The 15,438-nt window shown below is 64.4% G+C and carries 18 protein-coding genes; 13 read left to right on the forward strand and 5 right to left on the reverse strand.

What is annotated here, in order from left to right; translation table 11 throughout:
* Window positions 1-77: 77 nt before the first annotated feature.
* Window positions 78-1,193, reverse strand: a complete 1,116-nt coding sequence (locus N2603_RS22400) for an alpha/beta fold hydrolase (protein WP_260424058.1) — start codon at window positions 1,191-1,193, stop codon at window positions 78-80.
* A gap of 16 nt (window positions 1,194-1,209) precedes the next feature.
* Entirely contained in the window at window positions 1,210-1,836 is a 627-nt protein-coding gene (pncA, locus tag N2603_RS22405; RefSeq protein WP_260424059.1) for a bifunctional nicotinamidase/pyrazinamidase, read from the reverse strand.
* Between the two features lie 268 nt (window positions 1,837-2,104).
* Between pncA and glk the strand changes: the two genes are divergently transcribed.
* From glk to N2603_RS22420, 3 genes are all read left to right on the forward strand, one after another.
* Window positions 2,105-3,082 (forward strand): glucokinase, encoded by a 978-nt coding sequence (glk, locus tag N2603_RS22410; protein ID WP_260424060.1) that lies wholly within the window; start codon window positions 2,105-2,107, stop codon window positions 3,080-3,082.
* A gap of 150 nt (window positions 3,083-3,232) precedes the next feature.
* Window positions 3,233-3,436 carry a hypothetical protein gene (locus N2603_RS22415; RefSeq protein ID WP_260424061.1) on the forward strand — a complete coding sequence of 68 codons (204 nt, stop codon included), beginning with the start codon at window positions 3,233-3,235 and terminating at the stop codon, window positions 3,434-3,436.
* Window positions 3,437-3,580: 144 nt separating this feature from the next.
* Window positions 3,581-3,736 carry a hypothetical protein gene (locus N2603_RS22420; RefSeq protein WP_260424062.1) on the forward strand — a complete coding sequence of 52 codons (156 nt, stop codon included), beginning with the start codon at window positions 3,581-3,583 and terminating at the stop codon, window positions 3,734-3,736.
* A 131-nt stretch (window positions 3,737-3,867) separates the two neighbouring features.
* On the opposite strand, the gene N2603_RS22425 is transcribed toward N2603_RS22420, so the two are convergent.
* Both N2603_RS22425 and N2603_RS22430 read right to left on the reverse strand, forming a co-directional pair.
* Entirely contained in the window at window positions 3,868-4,245 is a 378-nt protein-coding gene (locus N2603_RS22425) for a response regulator (protein WP_260424063.1), read from the reverse strand.
* Between the two features lie 112 nt (window positions 4,246-4,357).
* On the reverse strand, window positions 4,358-5,176 hold the full coding sequence (locus N2603_RS22430) for a Spy/CpxP family protein refolding chaperone (protein ID WP_260424064.1): 819 nt from the start codon (window positions 5,174-5,176) through the stop codon (window positions 4,358-4,360).
* Between the two features lie 504 nt (window positions 5,177-5,680).
* Here N2603_RS22430 and N2603_RS22435 point away from each other — a divergent pair.
* The 6 genes from N2603_RS22435 (at window position 5,681) to N2603_RS22460 (ending at window position 11,807) form a co-directional block, all read left to right on the forward strand.
* Complete coding sequence (locus N2603_RS22435) at window positions 5,681-7,021, forward strand: ABC transporter substrate-binding protein (protein WP_260424065.1); 1,341 nt, start codon at window positions 5,681-5,683, stop codon at window positions 7,019-7,021.
* A 142-nt stretch (window positions 7,022-7,163) separates the two neighbouring features.
* A complete protein-coding gene (locus N2603_RS22440; RefSeq protein WP_260424066.1) occupies window positions 7,164-8,102 on the forward strand; it encodes a carbohydrate ABC transporter permease in 939 nt (312 codons plus the stop codon).
* A complete protein-coding gene (locus N2603_RS22445; protein WP_260424067.1) occupies window positions 8,102-9,013 on the forward strand; it encodes a carbohydrate ABC transporter permease in 912 nt (303 codons plus the stop codon). Before N2603_RS22440 ends, N2603_RS22445 begins: the two co-directional genes overlap by 1 nt.
* Window positions 9,014-9,019: 6 nt before the next feature.
* The gene (locus tag N2603_RS22450; RefSeq protein ID WP_260424068.1) at window positions 9,020-10,120 is read left to right on the forward strand and encodes an ABC transporter ATP-binding protein; all 1,101 of its coding nucleotides are present in this window, start codon (window positions 9,020-9,022) and stop codon (window positions 10,118-10,120) included.
* A gap of 35 nt (window positions 10,121-10,155) precedes the next feature.
* Window positions 10,156-11,145, forward strand: a complete 990-nt coding sequence (locus N2603_RS22455) for a hydroxyacid dehydrogenase (protein WP_260424069.1) — start codon at window positions 10,156-10,158, stop codon at window positions 11,143-11,145.
* Window positions 11,146-11,315: 170 nt separating this feature from the next.
* Window positions 11,316-11,807, forward strand: a complete 492-nt coding sequence (locus N2603_RS22460; protein ID WP_260424070.1) for a hypothetical protein — start codon at window positions 11,316-11,318, stop codon at window positions 11,805-11,807.
* Window positions 11,808-11,864: 57 nt separating this feature from the next.
* On the opposite strand, the gene N2603_RS22465 is transcribed toward N2603_RS22460, so the two are convergent.
* The gene (locus tag N2603_RS22465; RefSeq protein WP_260424234.1) at window positions 11,865-12,362 is read right to left on the reverse strand and encodes a DUF1993 domain-containing protein; all 498 of its coding nucleotides are present in this window, start codon (window positions 12,360-12,362) and stop codon (window positions 11,865-11,867) included.
* A 114-nt stretch (window positions 12,363-12,476) separates the two neighbouring features.
* Between N2603_RS22465 and N2603_RS22470 the strand changes: the two genes are divergently transcribed.
* From N2603_RS22470 to N2603_RS22485, 4 genes are all read left to right on the forward strand, one after another.
* Window positions 12,477-13,271, forward strand: a complete 795-nt coding sequence (locus N2603_RS22470; protein WP_260424071.1) for a transporter substrate-binding domain-containing protein — start codon at window positions 12,477-12,479, stop codon at window positions 13,269-13,271.
* A gap of 1 nt (window position 13,272) precedes the next feature.
* Window positions 13,273-13,773: a hypothetical protein gene (locus N2603_RS22475; protein ID WP_063710344.1), complete on the forward strand. Its 501-nt coding sequence runs from the start codon at window positions 13,273-13,275 to the stop codon at window positions 13,771-13,773.
* Between the two features lie 199 nt (window positions 13,774-13,972).
* Window positions 13,973-14,890 (forward strand): DUF2147 domain-containing protein, encoded by a 918-nt coding sequence (locus tag N2603_RS22480; RefSeq protein ID WP_260424072.1) that lies wholly within the window; start codon window positions 13,973-13,975, stop codon window positions 14,888-14,890.
* Window positions 14,891-15,069: 179 nt separating this feature from the next.
* Window positions 15,070-15,426 carry a hypothetical protein gene (locus N2603_RS22485; protein ID WP_260424073.1) on the forward strand — a complete coding sequence of 119 codons (357 nt, stop codon included), beginning with the start codon at window positions 15,070-15,072 and terminating at the stop codon, window positions 15,424-15,426.
* Window positions 15,427-15,438 lie beyond the last annotated feature (12 nt).

The following is a 15,438-nucleotide window of genomic DNA, read 5'->3' on the forward strand; positions in this document are numbered from 1 at the left end:
ATCGATTCAGCCCCGTGCAGGCCATCCGCCATCATGCATAACGGATTTGCGCCCCGGCCGGTCCAGCGCTGGCGATATCAGGCGCTGCGGGCCAGGACGCCGGACAGATCGTTCCGCAGCCACTCCGCGATCCGGGGCCAGGCATGCGCGTGGGTCCGCGCACCCATGAACAGGCCGAGATGGTTGCTCGGCTCGGACGCCGCCGCAATGAAGGCGGGCGGCGTACCGACAAGCTGGGCCGTGGCGAGCGCCTGCGTCGCCGGCACCACCTCGTCGTCAAGCCCGGCCAGCAGGAAGATCGGCGCCTTGACGTCCTTGAGACGAACCTTTCGGCCAAGCGCGACGAAGTCGCCGCCGGCGATCCGGTTCTCCCGGAAAATCCAGTTGACGATCTCCAGATAATAAGTCCCGGGCAGATCGAGGGTCTCCACATTCCACTGATCGAAGCGCGCGAGCAGTGCCGCACCTTCCTCGTCCGAGAGCTCCCTCTGCAAAGCGGCTGCGATATCCTCGCGACTTGGCGTTTTCGACCAGAAGCGCAGCATCTCCTCGCCGCTGACATTGCCACCGCCACGCGCGACGAGCTGGTCGTAGACCATACCGGGCGCGTTGCGGGCGAGCCGCGACATTGCCGAGTCGATCGACAGGTCGACTGGGGCGCCCGCCAGGACCAGTCGCCGCACCTTGGCGGGAAAGCGCGCGGCATAGAGCAGCGACAGCCAGCCCCCCTGGCACAGCCCGACGAGATCGACCGGCGCACCGATCTCGTCGATGGCGACGTTGAGATCCGAAAGATAGCTGTCGATCGAGAGATAGCGCATATCTGACGTCGCCGACCGCCAGTCGGTGAGATAGACCCGGTCGATGCCGCCATTTTGCAGCGACTGCACCACGCTGTGCCCGGGCGCGAAGTCGGCTATCAGGGCGCGATGCAAGGCATAGGGCGCGCAGACCAGCGCCGGCTGGCCGGACCGGTCCATCGTGCAATCGCGCAGGCGCATGGTCGCAAGCTCCAGTGCGACCCTGCTCGGCGTCGTCGACGGCAGGCTGGTGTCGGCCGGCTCTGCCGGCCCACGCTCCATCCACCAGAAGCAGGCATCCATAGCGAGCCGCGCCGCTGCAAACGGCCACAGCAGCGGGTCGTCGGGGATGTGATCCGGTCCACCCGGCTGTTTGCCTGTCTTCTGCGCCACGTCTATCTCGCACTCCTCACAGGAACGCCTCGAAGCTGATGACGGAAATGCCGAGCTCGCCAAAACTCCGATGGGCCGCCGCCACGGAGCCGTCGAGGTCGATGCCGCGGCAGGCATCCTCGATCACCGCGACCTCGAACCCGGCCTTGCGGGCATCCTCCGCCGAAAAACGGACACAGAAATCCAGCGCTAAACCCGCAACGAAGACGGTCTTCAGCTCGCGCTCGCGCAAATAGCCGAGCAGGCCCGTCGGCGTCCTGTGGTCGTTCTCGAACAGCGCTGAATAGGAATCGATACCGCGGCGAAAGCCCTTGCGCACCACCAGGCTCGCCCTGGTGACATCCAGCTCGCGGTGGAATTCGGCGCCGGCCGTGCCCTGCACGCAATGCGACGGCCAGAGCACCTGGGTGCCATAGTTCAGCTCGATGGTCTGGAACGGCTGCCTGCCCGCGTGGTTTGGCGCGAAGGAGACGTGATCAGCCGGATGCCAGTCCTGGGTCAGCACCACATTGGTGAATTTTTGGGCGATGCGATTGATGGCGGGCACGACTTTCTCGCCGTCGGGCACGGCCAGCGCCCCGCCGGTGCAGAAATCGTTCTGGACATCGATCACCAGCAGCACGTCGCGGTCAGAAATCTTCATCGCAAGGTCCCATTCCACCCACCCCTCGCCGAGCGCCGAATGCTGCGTCCAATGTCGACCTTCCGGCGCAACTTCGCAACCACCGACCGCGTGGGCGATAGCGCGCTGACGACCAGGAGGCATGCCAGGATGCAACGGTTTGGCCTTGTCCGTGTTGACTAGGCACAATCAAGCGAGGATTCTCGGACCGTCCGCGCAGTTGCGGATCGGATCAGGAACGGAGGCAGGGGTTCCCGAGGGCCGGCAAGGCCGCGGCAGCCACAGAGCCATGGGTATCGGCAAGACAGGACAAATTCTTCTCGCCGATATCGGCGGCACCAATGCGCGCTTCGCGCTGAGCCAGCGCGATGGCGACCAGACAGGGCCGATCGATTACGTGAAGGTCGCCGACTTCCCGACCGTACGGGAAGCCATCGTCGATGTGCTGGCACGCAAGTCTGGCGGCGAGCCGCCGCGACGGGCCGTGCTGGCCGTGGCAGGCCCCGTCACCAACAACCGCTGCGTCATGACCAACAGCCCCTGGGTCATCGACGGCAACGAGCTCCAGCCGGCGCTCGGCTTCGGCAGCGTCCACGTGCTCAACGATTTCGAGGTTGTGGCCTGGTCCCTGCCCGCCTTGCAGCCTGCCGATCTGATCCCGCTCGGCGGACAGGACGGCTTGCCTGGAGAACCGCTGCTGGTGGTCGGGCCTGGAACCGGCTTTGGCGTCTCCTGCCTGGTCGAGCGCCACGGGGCGCGCCTGGCCGTCGTCACCGAAGCCGGACATGCGACGCTGCCGGCCGAGAACGAGCGCGAGGAGCGCGTGATCGCGTGCTTGCGCAGACGCCTCGGCCATGTCTCGATCGAGCGCGGCGCGCTGTCCGGCTCGGGCTTGCAAAGCCTCTACGAAGCTCTCGCGGAGGTCGACGGCGCCCAGGTACCGCAGCGCGATGCCGCTGCCATCACCAAGGCGGCCCTGGACGGCAGTTGTGCACATAGCCGCGCGACGCTGGAGATGTTTTGCGCCACCCTCGGCTCGGTCGCCGGCAATCTCGCGGTGACCTTCGGCGCCCGCGGCGGCGTCTATATCGCCGGCGGGATTGTCCCGCGCTTTCCCGAGTTCCTCGCCGCCTCGGCCTTCCGCGCCCGCTTCGAAGCCAAGGGACGCTTCCAGGATTACTTGCGCAACATTCCGACCCGTCTGGTCACCAGACCCGATGCGAGCTTCCTCGGCCTGAAGATGTTCGCCGACCACAATCCGGATTGAAGCGCAGCCGGCGGAGACCGTCCCGGTCCGTTAACTAATTCACAGCTGATTGCATCCAAAGCCAGGTTCCACGCAGGATCGTGCTTGCCCGATTGTTTCCCATGGGAAACAATCCGCCGAGTGTGTGGCGTTGGTTGCGGGGGGCGTGACATGCGTAAGCAGGACGTTGGATTCGACTATCACCGCTATCACCGCCTGCTGACCGAGGCGGACGACGAGGACAAGCGGCTCGCCCTGATCGAGCTCCTGATCGAGGAGAAGGCGCGAGACCGGCTGGCCGCCCAGCGCGCCTCGGATCGCGCCGCCATGACCGCCCAGACCATCGCTACCGTACTGAGGAACGGCCGCAGCTGAGACTTGCGATCCGAGGACAGCACGCGCGCTGATGCGTGCCGGTTGCGATTCCGTTAAGGATCCCTCGCAAGCTCACGTCAAACTTTTTGCTCTAAGAGTTCCCTCACCTGATGCAATTCAGGATCAACAAAGGGGGGAATGAACATGAGCATGATTTCGCTCGCCGCGATGCCGGCCGTCGCCGAAACGCGTTTCGCCAGTTCTTCGTTCAAGACCATCTTGCTGTTCTGCTGCGTGGGCCTTTTCGCCTCGTTCGGCCTGATGGCGCGCGGCATCGATCTCAGTGCCGGCCTGATCTGAGCCGCGACGGATTTCTTTCGTGAAATGGCCGCCCCCACGGGCGGCCATTTTCGTTCGCGATCCCGGCGCGGCACTTGCCGTCGCTCGGCGCGGCGTCTTCGCCGTCGCCCGGCGCGGCGCTTCGTCGTTGTTCAGAGCGGCGCCGGTGTTGTGGCTTCCGGAAACAACGAATCGATCATCGCTTTGAGCTGATCGATCGAAATCGGCTTGCGCAGGATCGGCCTGCGCCGGAGCAAGGACGGCAGCAATTCGGGCCCGTAGCCGGTGGCGAACAGGAACGGCTTGCCGCGGCGCTCGATCAGGTCGGCGACGGGATCGACGTAGAGACCTTTGAGATTGATGTCGAGGATGGCGAAATCGTATTGCGCGGTCATCGCAAAGGCGCTCGCGTCCCGGACATTGTCCGCTTCCGCGACGACGTGGTGGCCGAGCTCAACCACCATGTCTGCCATCATCATCCGGATCAACGCCTCGTCTTCGACCAGGAAAACGGAGAGTCCGTCCGCCATATCAACCCCGCAGTCAGCCTCGCGAAGCTAATCATACCCGAATTGCGGAGAGGATTCACGAATTCGTGGCGGGCGCCGTTAATTCAGGCGCCCGCAATCCGATTCAACTTGATCAATCCAGTCCGCGCTCGTGGCTGAGGCGCACCATCTCCTGGATGAAAACCTGCTTCTGCTTGTCATCGAGGCTCGAATAGAGCGGCTCGGCGGCGTCGGCGACGTTGCGTTGATCAGCCGCCCGGTCGATCAGGAATTGCGCCTCGTTGCGCATCTGCTCGATGATGTCGTCGGGCGGATCGCGCTTGGCGCGCGCAACCCGCAGGTTGAGTCGCTCTGCACCATTATGCCCCAAGTAGTGCATTGCGCTCGAGAAGCCGTACCAGTGCTTCTCCTGGTCAGGCGTGAGGTTCAGCTCGGTCTTGATCCGCTCGATATAGGAATCGCTGTTGGCCACGATCTGCTCGGCGGTCTGTTGCGGCGCGCCGGGCTGGGTGAGGACGGTGACGTCCTTATTGTCCTTGTCCTGCGGCGCGCTCGGCGCGTTCTTGGCTTCCTTGCTGGCCTTGGCGCCCTTGCCCGCCTTGGCGTTCTCCTTGGCGCTCTTGGCATCCTTGTCCTTGCCCGCGCCCTGCTGCTTGGCGTCCTTGCCGGCATCCTTGCTGGCATCTTTGGCGGCCGGCGCCTGATTGGCATTGTTGTTGTTGCCGACGCCGAGCACGCCGGTGAAGACGCCGACCACGCCGCCGATCGCGCCGCCGAGCACGCCACCGACCGGGCCGGCCGCCTTATTCCCGGCAGCCGCCCCTTCCTGGACGCCTTTGACCAATCCTTGAGCGTTCGCGACTGCGGCGCCACCGAGCAGCAGCGCGAGCACTGACCCCAGCGCGAGCGATCGTCGCAAGTAATGTCGCGCTGGCGGCGCCGGGTGGATCATTCTCGTCTCCATCATCGAACTGACTGGCTTGTCGGGGTGGGAGCTACCCCGATGGTTGCAACTCTATCGTTTTCGCCGCTTAAAGGTCCAGACGCACCCGATTGCTGTCCACGCCCGAAAAGTGTTTCGCGCGAGGCGGTTATGGAGGCTTATTCGGAACTGCGGCGTAATTGCGCACGGATCGTTCCCGAGTGGCTCACGCGATGTGTGCGTCGCAAAAAACGAGGGAGCGCGATTCACCTCCGGCGCGCGATGCAAGCGGCACTGCCGCGCATTCGGGCACAACGTTAGTTCTAGACCAAGCGCCTTCGGCTTTCTCGACAGACGCGATCAATCATGATCTGATCGCGCTACCAATTTGCTGCGCGGCGCGCGATCCAGATCGACGCCGACGGTGCTCGCAAGCAACGACCAACAAGAAACGCCAACAAGAAAATCAAAAGCAAACTCGGAAGAGTTAAGAGGAAACACCAGAACAATAAAACACCCAAGCGAGGAAACGAGATGTCACGAAAGACACTGACGCGACGTCAATTTGTGGCTGCCACTGCAATGTCCTCCGCGGCGCTGATCACGGCGCCCTATGTCCGGGGCGCCTACGCTGCCGGCAAACTCTCGATCGGCTTCTGGGACCACTGGGTGCCCGGCGCCAACAAGGCCTCGACCGATCTCGTCAACGAATGGGCCGCGAAGGAGAAGGTCGAAGTCTCCATCGACTACATCACCAGCAACAACAAGAAGATCGAGCTGACCGCCGCCGCCGAGGCCCAGGCCAAGTCCGGCCATGACATCCTGCAGATGCCGAGCTGGTGGCCGCAGGCCTATGCCGAGAATCTCGAGCCGCTCAACGACATCATGGAGCCGCTGCTCAAGCAGAATGGCGAGGTGAACGGCACCGTCAAATATCTCGGACAGTCGGGCGGCAAATGGCTCGCGACGCCCGCGACGCCCGGCAGCCAGATCAAGGGCCCCTGCTCCCGCATCGATCTGATGAAGAAGCATGCCGGCATCGACGTGCAGGAGATGTATCCGGCCGGCGGCCCGCCCAAGGTCGAGAACTGGACCATGGAGACCTTCCTGAAGGCGGCCGAGGCTTGCCACAAGGCGGGCTTCGCGTTCGGCATCGGTCTCGGCGAGACCACCGACAGCGTGGACACCGCCGGCGCGATCTTCCAGTCGTTCGGCGCCGAGCTCGTCAACGCCAAGGGCGACATCACGGTGAAGACCGACCAGGTTCGCCAGGCGATGGAGTTCTACAAGAAGCTGATCGCCTTCCTGCCGCCGGATGCACCGTCCTGGGACGACGCCTCGAACAACAAATGGCTGATCTCCGGGCGCGGCGCGATGATCCTCAATCCGCCGAGCGCCTGGGCCGTTGCCAAGCGCGACGCGCCGCAGGTCGCCGAGCAGTGCTGGACGCACGGCTTCCCGTCCGGTCCGAAGGGACGGTTCGCACCGTACCTGCCCTACTTCTGGGGCGTCTGGAGCTTCGGCAAGAACAAGGAGGCGGCCAAGAGCCTGCTCGTTCATCTGTCCTCGCCATCGTCGATCGAGAAGTTCGTTGCGGTGAGCGGCGGCTACGACCTGCCGGCCTACGCGAACATGAGCAAATTCCCGACCTGGGCGGAAGAAGGCCCGCCGAAGGGAACGCTCTTCCACTATCCGGACCCCTACAAGCACCAGACGCTGTCGATCGCGGCGTCGCCCGCGCCGCCCAAGATCGCGCAGCAGATCTACTTCCAGGCGACGCTGACCAAGATGGCGCTGCGTTTCGCGCGCGGCGAGACGATGGAGCAGGCGCTCGCCTGGGCGGAAGGCGAGTGCGAAGGCTTCATGCGGAGCTAGGCCGGGATGTGCCAGGGCGGTTCACGCTGTGTGCGTGGGCCGCCCGCATCCCCGTCATCCGATCCGCATGATCGCGAAGCCGACCCACCGGCCGGCCTCGCGGTCGGAATGTCTGCAAGAATGCTGACTTGAGGAAGCTGACATGGCTGATGTCGTCGTTGAGCGAGGTCGCGTCGCCCGTGCGACGGGCGCGCGCAAGGGAAAGAGCCTGCGCAATGCGCTCGGGCGAAAATCGACGGTTGCTTTCTTCCTGACGCTGCCGCTGATCCTCCTGATCGCGATGCTGGTGCTCTATCCCGCTTTCTATTCGCTCTATCTTGCGACGCTGAACAAGGCGATGACGAAATTCGTCGGCCTCAGCAATTTCACCTTCCTGTTCAAGCGCGAGACGTTCTGGATGGTGGTGCAGCAGTCCTGCATCTTTGCGATCACCGCCGTGATCTTCAAGGCGCTGATCGGCTTCATCGTCGCGCATTTCGTCCACAACATTCCCGGCAAGAAGCAGCGCAAATGGCGCGGCATGCTGCTGGTGCCCTGGGTGATTCCGCCGGCGATGAGCACGCTGGCCTGGCTGTGGCTGTTCGATCCATCCTACAGCGCCTTCAACTACACGCTCTCCTTCTTCGGCGTCGGTCCGATCCCATGGCTGGGCGACACCTTCTGGGCGCGCTTCTCCGTCATCCTCGTCAACGTCTGGTACGGCGCGCCGTTCTTCCTGATCATGTATCTCGCCGCGCTGAAGTCGGTCCCCGATCAGCTCTATGAGGCCGCGGCGATCGACGGCGCCAATTGGTGGCAGAAGATCTGGCATATCACCTTGCCGATGATGCGCAATATCATCGCGATCACCACCTTGTTCTCGCTGATCGTCACCTTCGCCAATTTCGACATCGTGCGCATCCTGACATCAGGCGGCCCGCTGGATACCACGCATCTGTTCGCCACCTGGGCATTCCAGGTCGGCATCCAGAGCAGCGACATTCCGCTCGGCGCCTGCGTGTCGCTGTTCATGGTGCCGATCCTCGCCGTCGCAGCGATCTTCATCCTGCGCGACGTCAACAAACGCGGGAACGAAGCCTGATGAGCACGGTTGCAATCGACAAGGCCGGCCCCTCCCGCAAGGTCAAGTATGGCAGCATGAGCCGCGACCGCACCTGGGCGCTGCGCTGGTCCTATTTCTTCCTGGTGCTGTTCGCGATCTTCTTCCTGACGCCGCCGATCTACATGCTGATCACCTCGCTCAAGAGCAGCGCGGAGATCTCTGCCGCCACCAATCCCTGGTGGGTGTTCCATCCGACGCTGGCGAACTATGTCGAGCTCCTGACCTCTAACCAGTTCCTGCGGTTCTTCTGGAATTCGTCGATGATCTCGATCATCGTCGTGATCGTGACCATGCTGATCAGCATCCCCGCGGCGTTCGCGCTGGCGCGCATGAAGTTCTGGGGCTCGGCGACCTTGGCCACCGGCGTCTTTCTCACCTATTTGATCCCGGACAGCCTTCTGTTCATCCCGCTGTTCAAGATGCTCGGCGTGGTCCAGGAGTACACCGGCATCACGCTGCTGAACCGATGGTACGTGCTGCTGTTCATCTATCCGACACTGACCGTGCCGTTCTGCACCTGGATCATGATCGGCTATTTCGCCTCGATCCCGAAGGAGCTCGATGAGGCCGCTCTCATCGACGGCGCCTCCTGGCTGCAGACCCTGACGCGGATCTTCATCCCGGTCGCACTGCCCGGGCTGATCGCCGCGACCATCTTCGCGTTCACGGTGTCCTGGGCGCAGTTCCTCTATCCCCTGGTGTTCACGACGTCGGTGGATCAGCTCGTGCTGCCGGTCGGCATCACCACCACGCTGATCAAGGGCGACGTGTTCAACTGGGGGCAGATCATGACCGGCGCGCTGCTCGGCGCCGCGCCGCCGCTGATCATCTACGCGTTCCTGATGGACTACTACATTGCCGGCCTGACCGCCGGTGCGACAAAGGGTTGATGACTCATGGCTGACGTTGCATTGCGGAAGGTAGTCAAGCGTTACGATGACGTCGAAGCCGTGCGCGGCATCGACCTCGACATTGCCGATCATGAGTTCATCGTGCTGGTCGGCCCCTCCGGCTGCGGCAAGTCGACGACGCTGCGCATGATCGCCGGGCTCGAGGACATCAGCGACGGCGACATCATGATCGGCGGCGACGTCGTCAACGACGTGCCGCCGAAGGACCGCGACATCGCGATGGTGTTCCAGAACTACGCGCTCTACCCGCACATGACGGTCGCCGAGAACATGTCGTTCGGGCTGCGCCTGAAGCATTATCCCAAGGCCGAGATCAAGGCCCGCGTGACGGAAGCCGCCCGCCTCCTCGACATCACCGACCTGATCGACCGCAAGCCGAAGCAGCTCTCCGGCGGCCAGCGCCAGCGCGTCGCGATGGGCCGCGCCATCGTGCGCAATCCCAAGGTATTTTTGTTCGACGAGCCGCTGTCCAACCTCGACGCCAAGCTGCGCGTGCAGATGCGGATCGAGATCAAGAAGGTGCACCAGAAGGTGCGCACGACCACCGTCTACGTCACCCACGACCAGGTCGAGGCGATGACGCTGGCCGATCGCGTCGTGGTGATGAACAAGGGCCGCATCGAGCAGATCGGCACGCCGAACGAGCTCTACCACAAGCCGGCGACGCGCTTCGTGGCGGGCTTCATCGGCTCGCCCGCGATGAACTTCATCCCGTGCCGGCTCGAGGATGTCGGCGGTGCGCTTCAGCTTCGCCTCACCGACCGCATTGCCTTCGCGCTGCCGCCGGCCCGCGCCGCGCGCTACAACGCGCTGCCGCGCACCGACAAGCTGCTGCTCGGCATCCGGCCCGAGCACCTCACCGAATCGCATGCGCATCTTGCGCCGGGGGTCGAGACCTTCGACACCGTGCTCGACGTCACCGAGCCGATGGGGATGGAGACCCTGGTCTATTTCGGGCTCGACGGCACGCCGGTCTGCGGCCGCGTCGATCCCAATGCCGGCGCTACGGACGGGGCTCCCATGCGTTTGGCGATGGACCTCAACAACATGCACCTGCTAAACGAAGAAACCGGCGTCGTGTTGTGACGCCGGCTTAAGAAACGCGAGCAGGCAGGGGAGCGATGGCGACCAACAAGAAGAAGATTTTCGTTACACAAACTTTGTCGCAAGGGGCACGCGCCCTCCTCACCCAGCGGGACGATATCGAGCTCGTCGAGTTTTCCAACCTGATCTCCGCCAAGGATTTCGAGGCGCTGCTGAAGAGCCATGCGCCGGTCCATGGCGTCGCGCTCGGTGCCACCGCCTTCGGCGAGACCGAGCTCGAGGCATCAAAAGACATGAAGGTGGTGACCCGCATCGGCGTCGGCTATGACGCCGTCGACGTGCCGGCCCTCTCCCGCCGCAAGGTGCCGCTGATGGTGGCGGGCAGCGCCAACTCGCCCTCGGTCGCGGAAGCGGCGCTGTTCATGATGCTGACCTTGGCGAAGCGCGCACAGGAGCTGCATGCCTGCGTCAAGGACGGCACATGGGCCGACCGGCTCGGCATTCTGCCGTTCGACCTCTACGGCAAGACCGCGCTGATCATCGGCTTCGGCCGCATCGGCAGCCGCACCGCCAAGCGCTGCCTGGCGTTCGAGATGAAGGTGCAGGTCTACGATCCCTACAAGGGAGCTGCCGACATCAGGGCAGCGGGCTGCGAGCCGGTCACCGACCTCAACGCCGCGCTGCCGCACGCCGACTTCGTCAGCATCCACTGCCCGAAGACGCCGGAGACCGTCGGCCTGTTCGACGCAGCCCGGATCGGCCGCATGAAGCCGAGATCGTATCTGATCAACACCGCGCGCGGCGGCATCGTGAAGGAAGCGGCGCTCTATGACGCGCTGGTGTCCGGAAAGCTCGCCGGGGCCGGCATCGACGTGTTCGAGGTGGAGCCGCCGCCGGTCAGCAACGCGCTGTTCGCGCTGCCCAACGTCATCATGGCCCCGCACGTCGCCGGCGTCACGGTCGAGGCGGTCCAGCGCATGAGCGAGCAGACCGCGCGCAACATCCTGAGCGTTCTGGACGGCGATCCGATCCGGCAGAACGTCATTAATCAGGACGTGCTGGGCTGAGCGAACCAAAAGGCAGGCGGCCTCCTCCGCCCGCCTTCGGGACGCCAGAAAGCGTCCCATTTTGGTGCAGATCGGGCCCCAACTCAGCCTTAATCAAACGCGCCTAATGTTCCCGGCCGCGGCGGCAGTGGGACAGACTTGCCGGCCGCGTCGAGCTGGAGGATGGACCCTTGTCAGAGATCGACCCGACCGACCACGCGCTGGCGACCATCGCCAGCATTTTGGAGCACCCCGAGCCGGCCCTCGTCGTCCGCGAAACCGAGATCATCCGCGAGACCGAATACGTCGTCGTCGGTGAGCAGCCGGCCGCCGAAGAACACGCCGAGGAACATCATGCGGTTGAGGACCATCCGGTGGTCGACGAGCAGCCCTTGGTGCCGGAGCACACCGATGCCGACGGCTACAGCAAGGTCGGTCCCGGACCGATGGTGGCAATCCGTCTCAAATGGACGGTGCATCGCGGCGATGATGGCCAGTACTACGTCCACGAGACCATCGGCGAGCAGTCCGCGCCCGTGGTCAGCGGCCCCATGACGAGCGAGGCCGCCGTGCGTTTCGTCGATATGCATGAGGAGGAGGCAAACAAGCGCTTCGAGCTGCTGCGCAGCGAGATCGCCGGCCGCAGCTCGCTCGCCGACTACGAGCGCAAGGGCGAAGCCTGAAGTCTGCTTCAGATATTGTTGACCTCTCTCCGCCGGGGAGAGGTCAACGCGAATCCCCTACTTCCTTCCGAGATAATCCTTCTTCACGAGCTCGACGCCGGCGTGCCGCAACAGGTCGTACGCGGTCGTGACGTGAAAGAAGAACTGCGGGACGCTGAACGTCAGCAGCAGCGTTCGCCCGGTGAACGGCAGCTCGGTGCCGTTCTTCAGCCTGAAGAAGACGTTCTGCTCCGCCGCGGCATCGATCGCCGCGCGCGGCAGGCTCTCGATGAACTCGATTGACGTCGCAATGCGCGCCTGCAGCCCGGCCATGTCGTGCTCCAGCACCGGCAGCACCACCGGATCGCGCTGCGCCAGCAGGGCCGGCGCAACCGTGGCGTGGCGGCAGGCCTCGCCGACCTGCTGCGCCAGATCGTACATGTTCGGCGCGAGGCGCATGCCGAGCAAAACCGCCGGATTGAACTTGCGGGCTTCGGCATAGGCGACGCCCTTGTCGAGCAGCACGGACAGATTGCGCAGATAAGGCACGAAGAGGCCAACCGAGGCCTCGTACATCGAAATCGTCACCCCAAGCTTCCTTTCAATTCTGCCTCGCCAGCGACGGGCATCTGGTCTAAATCCAGGTCAGATGAGCTGTACAATGACAGCTCGGGCATGGGTGGAAAAGAGATGACCGTTCGAATATCCGTTCGAGTTTTGGCGGCTTTGGCCGTGGCGCTGATGATGAACCTTTCGGCCCACGCCCAGCAGGCGGCGCCCTCGCGCCTCGACGAGATCATGAAGCGCGGCACATTGCGCGTCGGCATGACCGGCGACTACAAGCCCTTCACTTATCTCGACAAGACCACGCAGCAGTTCTCTGGCTTCGACGTCGACATGGCGGAGGCACTCGGCAAGGCGCTCGGCGTCAAGGTCGAGTTCGTGCCGACGGCCTGGCCGAAGCTGATGAAGGATTTCGAGGCCGATCAGTTCGACATCGCCATGGGCGGCGTGTCGGTGACGCTCGACCGGCAGAAGAAGGGCTTCTTCTCGACGCCGATCATGCGCGAGGGCAAGACGCCGATCACGCGCTGCGCCGACGTCGGCAAGTACCAGACGCTCCCCGATATCGACAAGAAGGGCACCCGCGTCATCGTCAATCCCGGCGGCACCAACGAGCGCTTCGCGCGCGCCAACATCAAGGACGCCGAGATCACCGTCTTCCCCGACAACACCGTGATCTTCGACGAGATCGCCAAGGGCAACGCCGATCTGATGATGACCGACGCCTCCGAGACGCGCTACCAGCAGAAGCAGCATCAAGGCGTGCTCTGCGCGGTGCATCCCGAGAAACCGTTCGACTTCTCCGAGAAGGCCTATTGGCTCCAGCGCGACATGGCGCTGAAGCACTTCGTCGACCAGTGGCTGCACATTTCCATGGAAGACGGCAGCTACAAGAGGATCTACGCCGCCTGGTTCGACTGACATGCGGAGGGAATTAGCGGTCGCAATTGTGCTCGGGATCAGCGGGGTCCACGGTGCGCTGGCGCAGACGAAGTTCACACCCGCAACCGGGCCGGCATGCAAGGACGAGTCGACCGACGAGCTCGGCCTCTGGACGTGCCCGGGTCCGGCCGGTTACGTGGTGCGCTTTGCCGACGAAGGCAACATCGTATCGGTCACGATTGCGCCTCGGCGCGGAGTTGAGAAGGTGTCCGGGCCGACCGCGCAATGGCGCGGCGCCGGCAAGTCGTTCGGCGAAAAGGTGCAGTGGATCATGCGTGCCGGCGTACCAAGGGCCGCGGTGATCCGCACCTGGCGACGGGTCGATGAGGACGAGAAGGAGCTGCAGGAGCTCTCCGTGTTCGCGATCAGTGGCGCAAATGCCTGCCTCGTTGGTTCGGTCGATGTCCATGCCGATAAGGCCAACGACGCAGCGCTTGCCCGCGCCCAACAGGCGGCCAATGCGGGTTGTCCGCAGAAGTAGACGCGGCGCGCTGATTTTTTACCGGTCAGGCGCGCCATTGGGCCCGGCGCCGCCCCGCCCCACTCCGGGCAGAGTTCCGCACCATTGAACCAAGATCGGTGAGAGGACGACTCATAGCTTGAAAGTGATCTAGATCACGCTACGCGACGGGGCCGGAGCGTAAGCGTCGACGCGGGGACCACCTGCTCAGGAGACGGACATGAAGAAGCTGTTGGCCGCGGCCGCATTCCTTTTGGCGAGCACCGCTGCGCAAGCGCAGTACACCTTCGAATATGGCGGGCGCACCATCCGCATCGATCCGGACCGCGGCACGGTGCAGATTCCCGGCGTGTACGACAACACCGGGCAAGGCAAGGCCAAGAAGGCCAAGAAGAACGAGACGAGCCCGGGCCAGCAGGCGCCGCAGGAGGCCAAGACCGATCCGCAGTCGCCGGCCGCACCGGCGCCGCCCCCTGCGGCCGCAGCAGCGCCTCCCGCAGCCACCCAGGCTCCCGCGCCCGTCGTGGCGGCGCCGCCTCCCACGCCCCCTGCACCACAACCGGCGGCGACCGCCACTGCTGCGCCGGCCGCTACGGCTGTCGCGCCTCCACCAGCACCGCCTCCGGCTCCCGTGGAGCAGCAGGCAGCTCCCGCGGCACCACCCCCGGCTGCTGTGGCTGTTGCGCCTCCCGCGCCCACGGCGCCACCGCCAGCCCCGGCCGTGGCCGCGGCACCTCCGGCGCCGCCCCCGCCACCTGCGCCCGCGCCGCTCCAGTCCGCAGCCGTCGCTCCCCCGGCTCCGGCAGGCGCATCCACGCGCGATCTCAATTCGCCGCTCGGCGTCTGGCTCACCGAGGAGAAGGAAGGCAAGGTCCGCATCGAGCAGTGCGGCAGCAATCTCTGCGGCTATTCGGTCGACAGCAAGTCGAACCAGAACGGCGAGCAGGTTCTGATCAACATGAAGCCCGGCAAGGATCAGAACAAGGACCAGAAATGGTCCGGTCGCATCCTCGATCCCAACAGCGGATCGACCTACGACTCCACGATCGCCATGAAAGGCACCGACCGGCTGCGCGTGCAGGGCTGCGCCTTCGGCGGCATGTTCTGCGGCGGCCAGACCTGGACGCGGGTGAACTGAGTTCGGCTTCGACGCTCTGACCACAACGAGGGGCCCGCAATCCGGGCCCCTTTGCTTTTGCGCGTGCCGTCAGGATGTGTGCCACCTCACAGAGCCTGCCGCCGGCGTGAGCCCCCTCACATCGCCGGTTCCGCGCGCCGTGCCACGTTCCTCCGCATGGTCAACCACAGAGGCGTGCCATGAACGGCATTCGCAAAGGACTCTTCGCTGCTCTCGTCGCCATCATCTTCCCGCTGACGCAGGCCGATGCTGCGACAAGCACTTTCGACGGCACATGGAATGTCCGGATCTCGTCATCGAGCGAGACCTGCGGCAACGGCGCGACCGTCGCAATCGGCATCAACAACGGTCAGATCGCATCAGGCAGCGCCACGGTGAACGCCTCCGGCCGGGTGGCGGATGCCGGCAACATCAACGTCACCTTGAGCAGCGGCATCAAGCGAGCGGTCGGCTTCGGTCACCTCAGCGGCACCTCGGGCTCCGGCACCTGGCGCGGCGCCATGTGCACGGGCACGTGGACGGCGGAGAGGATGTAAAACTGTGTCCCG

Origin of the sequence: Bradyrhizobium huanghuaihaiense (genome assembly GCF_025200885.1) — a bacterium.
Lineage (GTDB): Bacteria > Pseudomonadota > Alphaproteobacteria > Rhizobiales > Xanthobacteraceae > Bradyrhizobium > Bradyrhizobium huanghuaihaiense.